The organism is Ruegeria sp. R8_1 (assembly GCF_017743815.1).
Classification (GTDB): Bacteria; Pseudomonadota; Alphaproteobacteria; order Rhodobacterales; family Rhodobacteraceae; genus Ruegeria; species Ruegeria lacuscaerulensis_A.
Genome location: NZ_JAGHRL010000006.1, coordinates 331,463 through 348,734 on the forward strand (window position 1 = coordinate 331,463; position 17,272 = coordinate 348,734).

11 protein-coding genes are annotated in these 17,272 nt (G+C 54.9%); 1 reads left to right on the forward strand and 10 read right to left on the reverse strand.

The window, feature by feature from the left end; genetic code table 11:
* Positions 1 to 48: 48 nt before the first annotated feature.
* The 9 genes from J7380_RS15645 to J7380_RS15685 all read right to left on the reverse strand — a co-directional run bounded on the left by J7380_RS15645 (position 49) and on the right by J7380_RS15685 (position 11,681).
* Positions 49 to 987: a 3-hydroxyacyl-CoA dehydrogenase NAD-binding domain-containing protein gene (locus tag J7380_RS15645; RefSeq protein WP_209196673.1), complete on the reverse strand. Its 939-nt coding sequence runs from the start codon at positions 985 to 987 to the stop codon at positions 49 to 51.
* Positions 987 to 1,727 (reverse strand): SDR family oxidoreductase, encoded by a 741-nt coding sequence (locus J7380_RS15650; RefSeq protein WP_209196674.1) that lies wholly within the window; start codon positions 1,725 to 1,727, stop codon positions 987 to 989. The genes J7380_RS15645 and J7380_RS15650 overlap by 1 nt, the downstream gene beginning before the upstream one ends.
* Positions 1,728 to 1,824: 97 nt before the next feature.
* Positions 1,825 to 2,616: an SDR family oxidoreductase gene (locus J7380_RS15655; RefSeq protein WP_209196675.1), complete on the reverse strand. Its 792-nt coding sequence runs from the start codon at positions 2,614 to 2,616 to the stop codon at positions 1,825 to 1,827.
* Complete coding sequence (gene betC / locus J7380_RS15660) at positions 2,613 to 4,148, reverse strand: choline-sulfatase (RefSeq protein ID WP_209196676.1); 1,536 nt, start codon at positions 4,146 to 4,148, stop codon at positions 2,613 to 2,615. Before betC ends, J7380_RS15655 begins: the two co-directional genes overlap by 4 nt.
* Positions 4,145 to 5,284, reverse strand: coding sequence for a ring-hydroxylating oxygenase subunit alpha (locus J7380_RS15665; RefSeq protein ID WP_209196677.1), 1,140 nt, complete (start codon positions 5,282 to 5,284; stop codon positions 4,145 to 4,147). The genes betC and J7380_RS15665 overlap by 4 nt, the downstream gene beginning before the upstream one ends.
* 113 nt (positions 5,285 to 5,397) lie before the next feature.
* Complete coding sequence (locus J7380_RS15670) at positions 5,398 to 6,423, reverse strand: GlxA family transcriptional regulator (RefSeq protein ID WP_247742581.1); 1,026 nt, start codon at positions 6,421 to 6,423, stop codon at positions 5,398 to 5,400.
* A gap of 133 nt (positions 6,424 to 6,556) precedes the next feature.
* Complete coding sequence (locus tag J7380_RS15675) at positions 6,557 to 7,885, reverse strand: HlyD family type I secretion periplasmic adaptor subunit (RefSeq protein WP_348539116.1); 1,329 nt, start codon at positions 7,883 to 7,885, stop codon at positions 6,557 to 6,559.
* Entirely contained in the window at positions 7,882 to 9,552 is a 1,671-nt protein-coding gene (locus J7380_RS15680; protein ID WP_209196679.1) for an ABC transporter transmembrane domain-containing protein, read from the reverse strand. The genes J7380_RS15675 and J7380_RS15680 overlap by 4 nt, the downstream gene beginning before the upstream one ends.
* Positions 9,553 to 9,974: 422 nt before the next feature.
* Entirely contained in the window at positions 9,975 to 11,681 is a 1,707-nt protein-coding gene (locus tag J7380_RS15685) for an ABC transporter transmembrane domain-containing protein (RefSeq protein ID WP_209196680.1), read from the reverse strand.
* A gap of 179 nt (positions 11,682 to 11,860) precedes the next feature.
* Here J7380_RS15685 and J7380_RS15690 point away from each other — a divergent pair, with 179 nt between their 5' ends.
* Positions 11,861 to 15,679, forward strand: a complete 3,819-nt coding sequence (locus J7380_RS15690; protein ID WP_209196681.1) for a PA14 domain-containing protein — start codon at positions 11,861 to 11,863, stop codon at positions 15,677 to 15,679.
* Between the two features lie 37 nt (positions 15,680 to 15,716).
* On the opposite strand, the gene J7380_RS15695 is transcribed toward J7380_RS15690, so the two are convergent.
* Positions 15,717 to 17,147 (reverse strand): HAMP domain-containing sensor histidine kinase, encoded by a 1,431-nt coding sequence (locus tag J7380_RS15695; protein WP_209196682.1) that lies wholly within the window; start codon positions 17,145 to 17,147, stop codon positions 15,717 to 15,719.
* Positions 17,148 to 17,272 lie beyond the last annotated feature (125 nt).

Here is a 17,272-nt window from a genome sequence, read left to right on the forward strand (position 1 = left end):
GGGAAAACTGTTCTTACGTCGGCAAAAAGCCGGTGGGTGTACCTGCCGTCAAGCCTGATTTCGACGCACATCCGAAACCGACTTTTGCAATGCCACGATCAGTGCATCGCGTTCTCGCGACAGGGCCGCTGGCGGCATTCCCTGTATTTGCGCTTTCAAGCCTGCGGTCAGTTGGTGCCTTACTTCATCTGTCAAATAGACCTGACCCAGATCATCCCACCACCCGTTGAAGGTCTGGGAAAAATGATCGCAAAACGCATCCAACCCACCATCACCTGCGCCAAGGTTGAACAGCATTGTCGGCCCCATCGCCGCCCATCGCAGGCCCGGCCCAGCCCAAACAGCTTTGTCCACATCCTCGACCGACGCGACGCCCGATATCACTAGATGGATCGCCTCGCGCCACAAAGCCGCCTGCAGGCGATTGGCGACGTGACCCGGGACTTCTTTGTTCAGGCGAATGGTGGTCTTGCCCAAGCTCTCGTAAAACCGCTGGGCGGCTTCGACCACGCCCGGTGTCGTTCTGTCATTTCCCAGCACCTCGACCAGGGGGATCAAGTGCGGAGGATTGAACGGATGCCCCAAAACAAACCGAGAGGGGTCTCTCCATCCCGATTGCATCTGGCTTAACGTCAAACCGGACGCCGAGCTGGCAACGGTTGCATGCGCGGACAGTGAAGGTTCAATACTGGCAAAGGTCGCGTGTTTGACCTCTAGCCTTTCGGGGACGTTTTCCTGAATAAAATCTGCGCCTTCAACAGCTGCTGCCGGGTCCGTGCAAAAGGTGATCGCGTCAGGCCTGCCGGTTTCGGTCAAGCCAAGCGCGGCCAGCGTCGGCCACGCCTCTTCGATATAGGCGCGTACCTTGCTTTCGACATCCGGGGCGGGATCATAGATCGCAACCGAGCGGCCAGAGGCCAGAAAAAGCGCCGCCCAACTGGCACCGATGACGCCACCGCCAAGACAAGCCGTATGTTTAACATCCATCAAAACAGCCCCGGATTGAGTGGGGAGGCAGCGGTCATGCCGCCGTCCACTGTGAACAATTGCCCTGTTGCGAACCCGGCCTCGTCCGAGGCCAGCCAAAGGGCCATGGATGCGATATCTTCGGGTTTGCCAAAACGGCGCATCGCGTGGCGGGTCAGCGCGTCTTTTCGCGCGGCATCCGGATCGCCAGCCAAATCAAAACCGGCGTCGAGCATTCCTGTCTCAATCCACCCCGGGCAAATCGCGTTACAGCGAATACGCGGGCCGTGGTCCACAGCAATGGACCGGGTCAGCGCATGCACAAATGCCTTCGACGCATTGTACAGCGCCATAGACGGATCAGCGACATGGCCAGAAATAGAACCAATATTGATAATCGAACCGCCCTCGGGCATGCGGGGGATATAAGCGCGGCAGAGATTGAACACGCCCCGGCAATTTGTCCCTATGACCGCCTCCCAATCCGCGTCCGTACTGTCCGCTACAGTCTTTTCCACCTGCACACCGGCGTTATTGACCAGAATATCCGTACCGTCGGTTGTGAAGGCCAGTTCCGCAACCGCAGCGGCATCGGTTACGTCCAGCGTGTACCAGATCACGTCCTTACCCAGATCTGTCGGACGGGAACCGCGACCACACGTGGTGACAGCTGCGCCTTCGCGTCCAAACGCGTCGACGATCCCGCGCCCGATACCCTGCCGACCGCCTGTCACCAGCGCTCTTTTACCAGCCAAACGCATCACTATTCTCCTGACCTGTTTTGCAAGACGGCGTCTATCCCTGCCGCAACCCCGCTTGTCGACGGCATGCCCGGTTTGTCCCTAAGATCAGGGGCCGTCATAGCTTCATCTGCTGGACCTGAGCGCTCAAGCCCCCGTCCAAGACCCAAAGCTGTCCGCTGGCGTAACGCGCCTCGTCCGAGGCCAGCCAATTCACGAGGTTTGCGATATCATCAGGTGTGCCGTAAGTCCGCATCGGGTGGACGTCGCGAACCGCCTGCTGCAACTGGTCGATCGACTTGCCACCTCCGCCTGAACCGTCACCCGAGAAAAAGCTCTGCAACATCGGAGTGTCGACATAGCCCGGGCAAATCGCGTTCACGCGAATGCCTTCAGGGCCGTGATCGCAGGCCATGGCCCTAGTCAAGGCATGAACCGCGCCTTTGGTCGCACAATAAGCAGCCAGACCGGGGTCGGCGACAAAGCCGTCATAGCTGCCGAAGTTGATGATAGACGCCGTGGTTCCCTGTGCTGCCTTACGCATCAGTGGCAGCGCGTGTTTCGATGTCAAAAATGTCCCGGTGACATTGACCGCAAACGACAGGTTCCATTCTTCCAGTGTCGTTTCCTCGATCGTCTTTTCAATCTCAATCCCTGCCGCGTTGACCAGAATGTCCAACTGGCCAGATTCTGCCCCGACCTTCTGCATCGCCGCGACCGCGTCAGCCTCTTGCGTGACGTCGAGTTTTACGAAGATGCTGCCATCTTCATTATGTTCCGCCAGCGACCCCTCGGGTGAAAGATCCGCAGCGTAAACGCGGGCCCCTTCGCGCAGGAAACGCGAAACGATGGCGCGTCCGATCCCCCCGCGTCCACCGGTGACCAAAGCGGTTTTGCCTTTCAGCATCATTCACTGTTCTCCTTTCGGGGCGGGTACCGATATCTTGCGGCGGCCGCAGTCCAATCCATATGATTACGAACATATTCCTGCGTCGCGTCGCGCCGGGGCGTATAGTCCCATGCTTCGCCGGCACCGGCCTCCATTGCGGCGTGTAGGGCACGTCGTGATTTCTGGGTTGCGATCACATCCTGGCGCAACGCCTCGCTGTCCCAGCGTTGGGCGACCTCGGCCGCAAAAGCCCTGGCTTGTTTGATGTAGGCAGGGTCATTCGCGACGTTCGTCCGTTCACCGGGATCCTGTTCCAAATCATACAACTGCGGCGGATCGGGGTCACAATGAATGTACTTGAGCGCCCCCCGACGGATCATGAATACAGGATAGGGCGTCATCTCGGCGCAGTACTCGCCGATGGCCTCATCCACCGTGTCGACCTGCCCTCGCGCCAGAGGCATCAACGATCGGCCATCAATCGGTTCGCCCAGAATGGCATCTGTTCCACCGGCAATATCAATGAAGGTCGGCAACAGATCCACCAGCGAGCACGCGCTCGCGGCCACCCCGCAAGCGATCTCTGGCCCCGCCATGATCAGCGGCACCCGTGCCGAGTGTTCAAAGAAGTTCATCTTGTACCAAAGCCCGCGCTCGCCCAGCATGTCGCCGTGGTCTGCGGTCACAATGACGATTGTGTTGCCGCGTTCTCCGATATCTTCCAGCGCCTGGACGATGGCACCGACTTTGCTGTCGAAATAGCTGACATTTGCCAGATAAGCGCGGCGTGCACGACGAACCTCCTCATCACTCAACGGCACATAGCTTGCTTCGATCCCGTCCATCACACGGCGTGAGTACGGATCCTGTTCCTCTGGTGTAAGCGTGTAATCCGGCATCGGAACGTCCAGGTCCGAGTACAAGTTCCACCATTCGGGTTTTGCCACATAGGGATCGTGTGGGTGGATGAAACTTGCGACCATGCAAAATGGCGCGGCATCCCCCGCGGCCCGATCCCTGCCCCGATCAATCAGCCATCGACGAGCTGCGAATTCGACCTCGTCATCATAGTCTGTCTGGAAGGTTGCGATAGCCACGCCGCTTTCTTTGACGGTTTGCATGTTGTGGTACCATTTGTCGATCCGTTCATCCGGCGCCTCCCAATCCGGGGTCCAGGCGAAATCAGCCGGATAGATATCGGTCGTCACCCGATCCTCGAACCCGTGTTTCTGGTCAGGGCCGACAAAGTGCATTTTACCGGACAAACAAGTCCGATATCCCAGCGCCTTGAGGTAATGCGCAAAGGTGGGGACCGAAGCTTTGAACTCGCTGGCATTGTCGTAGGCTGCAATCCGGCTGATCAGTTGTCCCGACATGAATGCGAACCGCGACGGCGCACACAGCGGAGAATTGCAATACGCCGCATCAAACCGCATCCCCTGAGCCGCCAACGCATCAATATGAGGTGTCTTCACCGTCGGATGGCCGTAGGCGCCGCAAAAATGCGGTGCTAGCTGATCGGCCATGATAACGACGATATTGGGCCGCCTCACGGTGCAACCTTTTCATAAGCGTCCAACACAAGACCATGAAAATGGTGAACCGCATGCTCGGATTTACCCGATCCGCTGGGGTCGTGAACGATCCGCCCCTGCGTGAAAGCCGGGGTATTCATGCCGCGCTGCACACTTTCAACAATATCTATGTCTTCGCGCTGCAGTACTTCGTCAAGATAGCGGATCGCTTCAAGCTCCATATCGTCAGGCTCAGGAGTTTCCAAAAAGAAGTCATAGGTTTCCAGCGTGCGATCAGGGCCTACCGGGATAACGTTCAAGACAATCATCGACGATCTTCCCGGATAGCGCATCAGGCAGGTCGTGGGCCATAACCACCAGACCGCATGCGTACGAACGGTCGCGTTGGACACGTCATAAGCCGAGTTTGCGCCCTTGCCCGCCTCTGCCATATGGCTGGAATAGATCCCGTAGGTCGTGACCTTGTAGGTGTCCATGTCGACCAGGTCACAGAAATCCTTGTGTGCAGTCGGACAATGATAACACTCAAGAAAATTGTCGACGACATTCTTCCAGTTCGACTTGATGTCATAGGTAAGTCGATGACCAAAAGTCAGATTATCGATATCGGGCGCCCATTGGCGGATTTCAGTCTGCAGATCGCCAGAGACCTCGGATAACGGGCGCGCCCCGGGGTCGAGGTTCACAAAGATAAAACCGGCGAACTCCTCCACTCCAACCTGGTCCAGGCAGATATCCGCAGTATCGAAACCTGTCAGGCTCTCGGTCTCGGGCGCCCGAACAAGCTGACCGTCCAGTTTATAGACCCATGCATGATATGGGCACATGATACGCGTCGTTTCGCCTTCGCCGGTTAACAAGTGATGCGCCCGGTGTTTGCAGACGTTATAAAACGCACGCAATACCCCCTGACGATCCCGAACCACCGCAATCGGTCGGCCTGCGATCTCAGTCGTCAAATAAGATCCCGGTCGACGCAGCTTTTCGACATGACACACCCATTGCCATGTCTTCGCAAGAATCGCTACAACATCTGCCTGATACCAACGAGGATCAACATAGGCGTCAGCTTTGAGCGAGCTTGAGTTGAGCGGATCGGGGCTAAAGCCTTCACAAATCGTATCAAATTGCGCTTTTGAGGGTAGCTCGCTCATCGTTCTCTCCACGAAATCGGACCGTAAATTGGCCCGCCAATTGGGTCATCAGCCTCATGATCCGTGGAAAAAACACTTTCTTCTTAACTTTATCCGCCACATTTTTTTCTTTTTCAGCCATCGCGATCCTTGGGATTTCTGTGCATTGGCCAAGCACGAAATTCAAATGGCACCCTGCCTTCCACCCTATCCACACTGGGTGGCAAGCCGAACCTGTCTTTGTATGACCTGCTGAAATGCACCTGACTGGCAAAGCCTGATGCAATGGCAATCTCGGCCAAGGGAAGGCGCGTCTGCGTCACAAGGCCCCGCGCCCGATCAAGACGGATATCCCGGTAATACAAGGCTGGTGTCTTGCCGACATGAACCGCAAACAAGCGATCGAGTTGCCGATGCGAGATACCGACGACTTTGCATATTTCGGGCACAGGCAATGGGTCTTCCAAATTGGCCTCCATAACCTGAATTGCTAGACGCAGTTTCGCTGGAACCGTTGCCCCCAGCGGCTCGGCGCCGTCGGGTTGCTGCCTGTTGGCCGGGCCCCGTAGTGTGTCGTGGAACACGTAACGGGCCGCCGCATTGGCAAGCGCGCTTCCATGCAGACCCCGTAACACTTGCAACCCCAGATCGACAGAAGCCCCGCCACCACAGCATGTGATCCGGTTGCCGTCCAAAACAAACAAGTTCTCGACAACTTCCACGTCGGGGAAAAGTTCTTGGAACGCGTCGATATGTTCGTAATGCACTGTCGCCTTACGCCCCCGTAGCAACCCTGCCTGGGCAAGAATGAATGCTCCAGTATCCAGCGCGATCATACTCGCGCCTCGACGCGCCCAATTCCTAAGCGCCTTTTCGGTGCGATCCGTCGCATGCTTTTCCGGGGCCCAACTGGCCGATACGACAACGATGTCCACTTCGGATGCAGCGACCTCGTTCAAAGGAAGGGTCCAGATTGCAGCCCCATTGCTGGACGTGCAGGATCCTCCGGCTTCGGACGCAAATTCCCATTTGAAATGACCCGCGCCGTCGAGGTAATTCGCCGCCCTCAGCGGATCGATAAAACCCATTGTTGTCGCGATGTTGAAACTGGGCGCGACGACGACCAAAACCCGCGTTTCTTGCAGCATGGTATCAGCCATTCAGGAGTTCCCGCCTCATATTCCCTAAATTCGAACATGATGGGTTTTGCGACCGCAGCGCAAGACCCCTGCGCCGCGCCCACCGCAGCGATGGATCGCGACAGCCTTACAGCTCCATTTCGACGTCAGCCGGCTATCTTTCCTTAAATGCGCGATCCAATGTCGTCTGGACCGGCTTGAGAAGATAGGCCAGCAGCGTCTGTTCTCCGGTTTTCATTTCCGCAACCACGGTCATCCCGGCCTGCAGTGGTCGAGCGAAAGACCCAGTTCCGACCGACGCCTGCGTCAACGCCAAAGAGGCGCGGAAATAGGTTTCGCCCGTTTTTTCATCCGTCAATGGCAAGGGATAAATCGAGTTCAATTGCCCCTCGACTTTGCCAAAACGGCGCACGTCGAATGTGTCCACGCTGATCGATACCGGATCGTCGGCGTTGACATGCCCAACCTCGGCATTCGGAATACGTGCCTCGACTATCAGCGCCTGTCTGGTTGGTAGGATCTCAAAGATGGTTTCGCCGGGCTCGATCACTTCGCCTGGGTTGGGAAATGCGACCGATTGAATAACTCCACGCGCCGGCGCAACGATGCGCAGCCCGGCGAGTTTACCGGCTACGATCTGTTGGGACACACGCAGACGATCTCGTTCCTGCTCTAATTCGGAAATCCGGGTGAGAACGTCATCACGCAAAGACAGTGTCTCTTCTTGCAATGTCGAACTTGCCAAGATGAGCGCGCTTTGCGCCTCGGCAAGACGCACCGAAGCTGCAGATGCGGCTGAGCGTACCGCGTCGACTTCGTCTTCCTCTTCGAGATAATCGCTAAGCGACTTGAGACCTTGAGCCTGAAGCTGAGCATACTTCGCCAGAAGCTCCTCTTTCTTGACCACACGCCTATTGGCAAGGTCCGCCGCCTGCCGCAAAATATCCAGCGTTTCCTTCTGCTGCTCCAATGATGTTTGTTGGATTCTCTGACGTTCAAAGAAAAGCTGCAATCTGGATGACGCCGTCACAAGCCCCTGAGCTTCGAGCGCTTTGATCTCGGACACGCTTGGAGGCACAGCCCTGTTGAGCATCGCAAGTACGGTCATCGCATTTGCCAGATCTCGCTGGATTGCCTCGATCTGTTCTGCAGCCAGATCCCCTTCCTGCGTCAAATCCGGATGCTCCAACTCTACCAGTACATCGCCTGCCTCAACTCTTTGACCGTTTCGGACGTGGACCTCTTTCACGATTCCACCATGTAGAGTTTCGATCTGCGGGTAGTCCCCAATTGGCATGATCGTACCCGGGGCGCGCGTGATTTGTGGCATCATTGTTCGCCCAGCTACCGTCACGAGGCCACAAATCATCAAAAAAAAGACCAAAGTTAAAAATGCCGCAAACCGAGGAGGTTTCTTGCGCCTTCTTTCCACCGCCCTGGCCATCGGTCCCGGCTTGGTCTTGGTGTGTCCCATACGTGTCATGATCGACCCTCAGCAGTTTTCAGAGCAGCTTGGATTTTCTTTAACCCGGCATCCCCTGTTGCGTTTACAACGACCCTATCGCCGTTCAGAAAAACGAAACGGTCCGCAATGTTGAGGAACGAACGATCCGCGCTGGAAATGAGTATCGTTTTTCGCCCTCTTTGCTCCCAAACCCATCTTTTAAATCCGTCGCGGCGCATGTCCGAAAGACCGTTTGTAGGCTCGGAGAACAGATAGACAGTAGACGGGCGCGCGATACTGCGCGCCAAGGTCAGCGCTTTGACGGTTTCATCTGACAATTGCGCCAGTGTGACGTCCGTCAGGCGCGTTTCCAGCCCTTTTGCCAACAACCCAGTGTCATTCAACAAGTCCATATGATCCAGGGCGGCAACGATTTCGGCATCCGAAAGCGACGAACATGCAAGACGGAAATTCTGCGCGACCGTCCCATAAAACAGAGACTTCTCATAAGGGGCGTAGGTGACTGACTTACGCAGCTCATCCCGAGCTATCTGACGAATGTCGATGCCATCATGTTCGATCGTACCGGCCAATGGCGTGTGCAGCCCGTCAATCAGATCCAAAACCGCAGCCCGGCTGGTAGCATCACTACTCATGAGCAAAACAATTTCACCCGGTTCGCAATTCAAACTGGCCTGCGACAAAATCGGGCCATTCAGCGGGTCCGGCCGATACGTAACCGAGGACAGTGAAATCGCTCCACGAAGTGTTTTTCGATGCGATTGGGCCAACCCTAGCTCCAATTCTTCCTGCAATCCCAGGACCCGGTCCGCCTGTGCTCGGCTGGAAATTGAACTTAAAATCTGAGGGAAGCTGGCATACAAAGTCTGCACCGGAGTCAGCACCTTGGAAACCAGGGCTATGGCCGCAATCAAAGCGCCAAAACTCAGATCGGCAGTTACCGCCCCGTGGGCGCTCAGGATGATTGAGCCGACGACCGTCAAAGCGGTCAAAGTTTGCGCAAGCGACTGGGTAAACGCCTGAAATTGGCGGGCGCGACGGGCTGCGGCTTCGGCGAGTTCGATCATTGGCGTCGAGCGTCGCATCCATCTTTCCTGCAAGCCCAGGTTTACAATTACTTTCTGATGAACGATCGCATCCTGCGCCACCGACTGGCCGACTTCAGCGGCCTCGGTAGCGGCGCGGTCCAAGTTGCGCTGACGCGGAATGGTTAGACAACCGGCCAAAATGAACATAACAACCATGCCGAGACACAACAATCCGGCTCCGGGTGCGAGAAAGAACAGAAGGGTCAGAAAAATCAGCACAAATGGCAAATCCAGAACGGTTGCCATCACCTGACCCGTGAAGACTTCTCTCAAAGATTCGAATTGGCGAAATCGAGCCAATTGCTGCGTCACATCTGACTTTTGCAGCTGGCTCAGCGGAAGGGACATCAGTTTTTGAAACAGGGAGATCATCAACTGACGCTCACCGTGCCATCCGACGTAAGCAAGCGCGCGAGTTCGTGCAAGACGGAAGGCGAAATCCGATATTCCGATTATGGCGACACCGACTGCCAATGAAACCAACATATCAATGGATCCCGACGGAATGACACGATCATAGATCGCCATGATCAACAATGGAGTCAGCAGGCCCAAAACGTTTGTCAGCAGCGACGTAACCAACAACCAAGGCAGCATCGCGCGCATACCCGCGAAAGCCGAACGTACAGATGCAAATTTCTTCTCCGATATCCCTGGTGTCGCGGTTTGCAACTTGATTACAGTGCAAAGGCCTGAACCTGGAAGATAGTGACGCAGGTCGGGGTTTTGACTGTCACTGACCCTGATCGTCCGCGCGGAACGCCCAAGGGCAATGTAACACCCGCCGGACTCGGGAAAGACAAGCGCGGGACATTCTTGATCAGTTATCTCGCTTTCCCTGCACCTGACTCTCGAGAAGGGAATATTCAGGTTGCCAAGCGCTTCTATTATGTCGTCGCGGTGCAGTTCGGGCGACAAATGAGGGAACGCTTCGGCAATAGTGTCCTTTCCATTTTTCCACCCCTCCGCCAATAGAAGTCGTTGGAGAAGCCCCCTTGCGCTTTGCGTGCTTAGACTTGTCATGCCGCCCCCCGTTGTTTAAGCAGCGCGTCCTGGCGATCCAGCTCTGCATCATCCCTCCAAGACGTGATCTCGTCAGACAGCTTTGCTTTCAGATGAACGACCTGATCTGCCAGTTGTCGCAAGCGCGGGTCCGGACTGGACAAAACAATAGTTGGCCGCGGCGCAAGGGTTCTTAAACAATCCGCCAAAGCCTGGCGTTCTGGTGTGTCCAGAGCCGCCGACGGCTCATTCATGAGCAAAATTTTGGGTTGCAACGCCAATGCCCGTGTCAAAGAAACCAAGTGACGGTTGACTGGGTCTTTCTCGAAACTTGTTCGCGCAGTCATGACGGTGTTGTACCCAGCGGGGAGCCGGTGAATGCGTTTTTCCAATCCCAGCGCAGCAGCAAACTTTTTCGCCCTCTCAACGACTTGCGCGTCCCCAAATGCGCTCAGGTTTTCAAGTAATGTGCCTGAAAACATTGCAGGGTCTGCCTCAAGCACGATCGTCGCGCCCCGCCCAGTTTGATTGACACGTTTGGCCCCGGAAAAACCATCGATCAAGACCTCTCCGTTCGATGGAAGCCGTTGACCAGAGATCGCATCAAAAACGGAGTCAACCATCCAACTCTGTTCGGCTTCCAACAAAACGCAGCCAGAGGGCGGTACCAAAAAACTTACCGGAGCCATGAGCGCGCCTGCACTATCCGTGCGCTCGATAGTCATCTCGCGTACCGAAATTTCCCCCAGTATTTCCGGCACTTGACCAGAAGGTATTTCGTTGACTTCCAATTCCTCCATGTCGTTCAACCGCCCTCGTGCAACCGAGACATTTTCGGATTGGACCCACAATGTCATCAACTTGGTCAAAGGCTGGATGATACGACCGTTCAACAACATGCAGGCTGCAAGCTCGGCAATGCCTATATGGTTCTGGATGACAAGGCAGGCCCCCCAAAGCCCCATTGCCGCGACCATCATATGTGAAAAAATCGCTCCGAAACTCTGCGCAATCCCTGCAAATTGGATTAATTTTTTACTAATATTCACGGTTTGCTCTTCGAGCATTTCAAACCGGCGCGCCATCTGCGGTTCCATCCGGTTAGCTTTTACAGTCTGCACGTTGGACAGAGTTTCCAACAAAAAGGCGTATCTTCGGGCGTCCAGAGATTTACGCCGTTCGAACAACACCCACTGAGCGCGCTTCATCACAAACGCAAAACCAAGCACGATGCAAAACGCGCCGAGAGGAACAAGAAACAGCCAACCTCCGATTAACCCGATCAACACTGCGAACAAGACAGTAAAGGGTAAATCAATAGAAAGCGTCTGGCTTTGCCCTGATTGATAATCCCTCAACTGATCAATGGCGGCAAACCGTTCAAAATACGTGCTGTCAGGGTTTTGCGAAAATGACCGGGTGTTCGCATTTAGAACCTGCTTCAAAAAACGTCGACGGTTGCGTATCGCCGCGCCTTCGGCAGTGCTGGTCAGCATAATTGTTCTGCACTGGCGAAGAACAAGTTCTGCCGCGGCGCTGATGATCAATACGACGGTTAGTACCCGCAACGTATCGGTGGATTGAAACGGAATAATCCGATCGAAGATCATCAGAATGGACAAGGGCATAAGAAGCGCCAGAACATTCAACGAAAACGATGCAGCCCAGATTGGCAATCCAAATCCAGATCGGGACAAATTTCCAGCAAGCGGTTGCGGTTCCATTATGCACTATCACCCTTTCCTGTCCCAGAAGGTTGCGCGACCGCCGCTTTAGGAAAGGTAAAGAACCCAGATAACGTCGTGAATAATTTCCTTTAAATTGCAAATATTTATGAAACCTTTCTGTAGCACAATTCATGATATCTATTCGGTCGGACCGACAGGTGAATAGAGGTAGCGCAATGAACAAATCCCCCCACGACATTTCAAGTTTCGCGCAATCCCAGCTGTCAGAGACGGAAGAAAAAGAGGAATTCGCGGCGCAGTTTTCCCGTGGGACACCTCAGGTTTCGAGTGATCCCACCCGAACCGCACTGCACACGGGCGAAGACCGTGCAGGTTCTCTTGAGACGCGGCTCAGACCAGATGGCGCACCGGGCGGCCAGCCTGGGCGGGTTCATTCCGAGCAGGAACAGGCGTCTTACAAAAGTAATGCCGCACCCGAAACAGAACAAACCGTGGATCAAACTTTGGCAACCGGGCCAACGGCCGATACGAAACCAAAGGCCGAAGCGCAACTTGGGCCTGATACCGGGGATCACACCGCGCGGTTCGAAATTCAAAGCAATACGCACGAAACACAACAAACGGTCCAGTATGATTCAGGACCAACTCCCTTCGTGCCCTCCCCCTTAGATCCGGGCACTCCGAGTGATAACTTCGTCACTTCCACTGAGGATGAAAATAACGCCCCCGAAGAAATCCTGTTGGATGCCCTAGAAGTCAGTGAAAACGCCGCCGGTGCTGTGGTGGGAACACTGACGGTCGTAGATCCTGATACATCAGACACGCATTCAATTCATGTGTCCGACGACCGGTTCGAGGTTGTGGGCGGACAGCTACAACTGAAACCCGAAGTGACCTTGGATCACGAAGAGGCAGCCCAGATCGAAGTCGACGTCACCGTTACGGATTCAGGCGGCCTGACACTCACAGAACGATTCACCGTCGACGTATTGGACGTCAACGAAGCGCCCGACACGATCAAGTTAGACGGCGTTGTTGTCGCGGAAAACGCGGCAGGCGCAATTGTTGGAGCTCTCACGGTTACCGACCCCGATGCGGATGATAACTACAACATTAGTGTTTCCGATGACAGATTCGAAGTGGTCGACGGATATCTGCAGTTGAAGCCCGGCGTTTCATTGGACTACGAAGACGCCGCCCAGGTCGAAGTCAACGTGACGGCGACGGACACCGGCGGACTAAGCCTGACCGAGAGTTTCACAATCGACGTTCAAGACATTAACGAAGCGCCCCAAGATGTGACCCTGGACAACCACTCGGTCGCAGAAAACGCCGCTGGGGCTGTGATTGGGGATCTATCAACACTGGATCCCGACATCAACGACGACCATGCTTATCACGTCTCGGACGACCGGTTTGAGGTGGTCGATGGTGAGCTTCGGCTAAAACCAGACGTACAGTTCGACCACGAAGAGACCGACCAGATCGCGCTGCAAATCACAACTACAGATTCTGGTGGCCTGAGTACTACGAAAGACTTCGTCATCTCCATTGAGAACGTGAATGAAGGTCCGGAAAACCTGACCCTCGGCATCAACACGGACAATCTGGTTTCCAACGGCAGCTTTGAAGAATTCGACCTCGACCAAGGAAGGTGGCGAGGATTTAACAATGACCCGTCGGGGTCTTGGACGGATTCTCATGGCATCGAAATCTGGGACCAGTTCGGCGGCACCAACGCCTCGGATGGCGACCAATTGATGGAATTGGACCACGGTCACGGCGTAGACAGTATTTCGCAAGTGATCCAAACAGTGGACGGCCAGCTTTATGATCTGGGGCTGGACCTTCGCGAGCGGCTTGCCGGCGGCACCGATACGGTCGAAGTCTATTGGAACGGAAACCTCATTGCCGAGTTGGATCCCCAGTCATCGGATTGGGAGACGTTTCAACTACAGGTCGTCGGGACAGGGCAGGATACGTTGGAGCTCCGCGAACCCGAGGGTCAGAACGACAGCTACGGGGCCTTGATCGACAACATCACCCTGACGGCGGCCATGCAAACGGTTGCCGAAAATGTCGCCGGAGCCATTGTCGGGAAAATCAGTTTTGACGACCCCGATCAAGGGGACACTCACCGGTTCGAAGTATCGGATGACCGGTTTGAAGTCGTCGACAACCTTCTGCGCCTAAAACCAGGTGTTTCGTTGGATTTCGAGGAAGCCGCCTCTGTTAGTGTCGATGTAACAGTGATTGACGCGGGAGGGCTGAGCCAAACCGTCAACTATCAAGTGAACGTCGCCGATATGCCCGACGTCTCGGTATCCAGCGGTTTCAGCGTTAAATTTTTTGGAACCACCTCCCAAGACGGTCTGGGGGACGTCGACTGGAACGCTGCTCCTGTCCATACAGAAGTTGCTTCGACCACCGACTTTGGACAGGTCCTGCCCCAGGACAGCAGGTCAAACGATGCATTCGGCATCGAAGTTTCTGGCAATATTGACGTTGAAGAAGGCGGACTTTTTACATTCCATCTGGATGACCACAATTCAGCGACACTGGCGGTCGACGGCGTGATAGTCATTCCGAATGGCTCTGCGCAAACAGGCGAAATCGACCTTGCGCCCGGCACGCATGTAATCGAAGTGCGAAATGTCGGCACACCCGGTGCCGCAGGGCCAACCCTGGAATGGGAAGGCCCCGGCCTTGTTGGGCGACAGCCAGTCACGGCGCCGGACCTAGTGGATGCACAGACTGTATCGGGAATGCCGATTACCTTTGAAATCAGCGCAGGCGCCGTCGGCTTTACGGAAGAGTCTCACTTCGCTCTGAGTGATTTGCCAGAGGGCACACAGGTCGAAACAGAGTCCGGATCAGTGATTGCAGGCCCTGACGACACCGTCGAACTGAGCGGCTGGAATGTGCAAGCTCTTACGATCACGCCTCCTGCAGAGTTTACGGGACCAGTGCAGGCAACGTTGCACCATTCCACCCCAACGGGTGGCGACACCAGCTATGATGGCGTGGAAACGCTTGCTTTCGACGTTAATACAGCACAGCAAACCCTTCCATCGGCCCAAGTATTCGGCGGTTTCACTGCGCGCTATTTTGACGTCGACCATAAACTGAAAAACTTGGACGACGTGGACTGGTCCGCGGACCCCAGCCATCAAGAGCTGATATCGGAAATAGATTTCGAAACCACGAAAGGCTCATTCTGGGCAGATGGGTCAAAAGACACTTTTGGCGCCCAGTTCGAAGGACAAATTACGATCGAAGAAGGCGGGTCCTACACCTTTTTTGCCGGAGGGGACGACGGTGTCGCTGTCTATATCAATGGTGTCGAGGTAGTTGACAACGACGGTCGCCATGGGTTTCGGACCCGTTCCGGTGAGATCGAACTCGAAACCGGAACGTATGACATCGAAGTCCGGTATTTCGAGAACCGTGGCCGAGCTGGTCTGAAACTGGAATGGGAAGGTCCCGACACCAACGGACGGGAATTCGTTCAAGCCGATGCCGGGACGGCCATAGAGAAAGATGGCAGTTTCGAGCTTGGGATAGACCTTAGCCACGCGAGTCCGACAGCATCCGTTTCGCTGGAAGGTTTGCCGCCAAACACCATGATACTTAGTGGCGAAGACGCTGCCTTGTCAGATGGTGGCTCGGTGGAGCTTCAGGGGTGGAACCTGGACATGCTTGAGATTTCGCCTCCGCCAGGGTTTGAGGGCACGATAAAAGCCGAGATCACTGTCTCAGACGTAGGTTTCAATGGCGCAAGTATCTCCTCTGAAACTCAGATCGATCTTGTTGTCGGGCAAGCTAACGATACAGAAGGCGCAACGATGCAGCAGGGGCAAGATCTGTCTAACCTGCTGCAAAGCGAAACAGACGAGTTACTGGCGTGGGATGCACAGGCCTCTCCTGCGGACGATGGCGCCGAAACCGATGTCATGGCCGAGACTGTCCAGACCTCACCCGAAGCTGAGATCACCAGCATTCAAAGCGACGCCTACGAGCGTGTAGACTGGTGATACCCGAATATGGCCGAGCGAGTTAAGAATACAGTCCCTACTCTCCGGCCAGCGCATTCTTTCCCAGTGAAAGGCGCTGTTCAGACAGCGCCTTTTTCTTGCTGACCTCCAGCAACGGGAATTCCACAAAGAACACGGTGCCGACACCTAGTGTGCTTTCGTAGTCAATTGTCCCGCCGAAATGCTCAACAATCTCCTTCGAAATACTCATCCCCAAGCCGGTTCCTCCGGCGTGCCGTTCATCTGATGAATCAATCTGCGAAAAACGATCAAACACTTTGTCGCGACTGCCTTCGGGGATGCCGATCCCTTGATCTTTCACGTATACCCGCACCCGCGACCCGACGACCTCGCACCCTACAGTGACGACACCACGGTCAAACGAAAACTTCGCCGCGTTTGAGATCATGTTGGTCAGAACCTGGATCAACCGCGAGGCGTCACCCTTGATGAACAGATCTTGTTCGGACGAACGTTCTTCGACCAGTTCGACATTATGGGCGCTGGCAAATCCTAGGTTGCAAGCGATTGCCTCATCTACAAGCGAGTTCACGTTGATCCGCGTCTCTTTAATGACCATCTCGCCGGCTTCCATTTTCTGGATGTCCAAAACATCGTTTATCAACGAGGCCAAACGCTCACTGTTCTTACTCGCCAGATCTACTAGGTTTTGCATCTTGTCTGGCACCTCACCCATGGCGCCTGACTTGATTAGATCCAAAGAACCCTTGATTGACGTCAATGGCGTACGCAGCTCATGGCTGACTGTCGAGATAAACTGAGTCTTCGCAATATAGGCCGCTTTGGTCCGCTCATGCTCCTCCCTGAGCTTTTCCAGCTGCTCTAAGTTGGTCTGGTACAGTTTGAGAAACACCAGCGAGCAATCGATCAGAAAGTACATCACGAAAACGACGGTAAAGAAATGCAGCCACAAGTCCGATGAAAGGTCGGGCTGTTCGATCCAGATGTCTTTGACCACGATCACCATGAACGAGATGCCATACATGGCGAGGCGCACAATCATGGCCCAAACGAATTGGTGGTTGTTCATGGCCGCAAACAGGGCGGCGGCGAACAGGAAAAAAAGCGGGGTGAAGTGACCGCCTGTTGGTTGTTTCAGCGCAACAGACACCGCGTAAAGGCAGATAGCGGTAGAACTGAGGATCGTATTGAACAAAATCCACGCCACCATCATCGCTATAGACCGGCGTTCCTTGGGCGTGAGGCGCGCTACCCGCTTAGCCAGGTAAAGGTCTTGCGCCTCGCAGATCAATATTGTCCCGTAGAAAAACAGTGCGTTCAGCGGATTGAAGAAAAACGCTGTCAGGATCGTGGTTGCAAGGAAAATGGCCTGCCGCTGCCAAAGCAGCGCAAAGCTCATGGCAGTGTAATCCTTGATATTCTGCAGCAGCCTGCTGTCGCTGTCTTGGGGTGCCCCGTCTAGTTGGGGTGCTTCGATGGCGGTCATCGTAAAGTCTTTTTTGCTGATCAGTTAGAGGAGGTTTATCGACACAATGAGGACGTAGTTGGTCGGAATTTCGTTCACAGTTTGGCAATAGTTTTCATCGGGCCGAATTATTGTCGCATACCTTC

What these genes read in the sequence shown, in the direction of transcription:
- J7380_RS15655 (WP_209196675.1), bottom strand. Translation starts at nt 2,616, where the DNA reads ATGATGCTGAAAGGCAAAACCGCTTTGGTCACCGGTGGACGCGGGGGG.
- J7380_RS15690 (WP_209196681.1), top strand. Translation starts at nt 11,861, where the DNA reads ATGAACAAATCCCCCCACGACATTTCAAGTTTCGCGCAATCCCAGCTG.
- J7380_RS15665 (WP_209196677.1), bottom strand. Translation starts at nt 5,284, where the DNA reads ATGAGCGAGCTACCCTCAAAAGCGCAATTTGATACGATTTGTGAAGGC.
- J7380_RS15680 (WP_209196679.1), bottom strand. Translation starts at nt 9,552, where the DNA reads ATGCTGCCTTGGTTGTTGGTTACGTCGCTGCTGACAAACGTTTTGGGC.
- J7380_RS15645 (WP_209196673.1), bottom strand. Translation starts at nt 987, where the DNA reads ATGGATGTTAAACATACGGCTTGTCTTGGCGGTGGCGTCATCGGTGCC.
- J7380_RS15670 (WP_247742581.1), bottom strand. Translation starts at nt 6,423, where the DNA reads ATGGCTGATACCATGCTGCAAGAAACGCGGGTTTTGGTCGTCGTCGCG.
- J7380_RS15675 (WP_348539116.1), bottom strand. Translation starts at nt 7,885, where the DNA reads ATGACACGTATGGGACACACCAAGACCAAGCCGGGACCGATGGCCAGG.
- J7380_RS15650 (WP_209196674.1), bottom strand. Translation starts at nt 1,727, where the DNA reads ATGCGTTTGGCTGGTAAAAGAGCGCTGGTGACAGGCGGTCGGCAGGGT.
- J7380_RS15685 (WP_209196680.1), bottom strand. Translation starts at nt 11,681, where the DNA reads ATGGAACCGCAACCGCTTGCTGGAAATTTGTCCCGATCTGGATTTGGA.
- J7380_RS15695 (WP_209196682.1), bottom strand. Translation starts at nt 17,147, where the DNA reads ATGACCGCCATCGAAGCACCCCAACTAGACGGGGCACCCCAAGACAGC.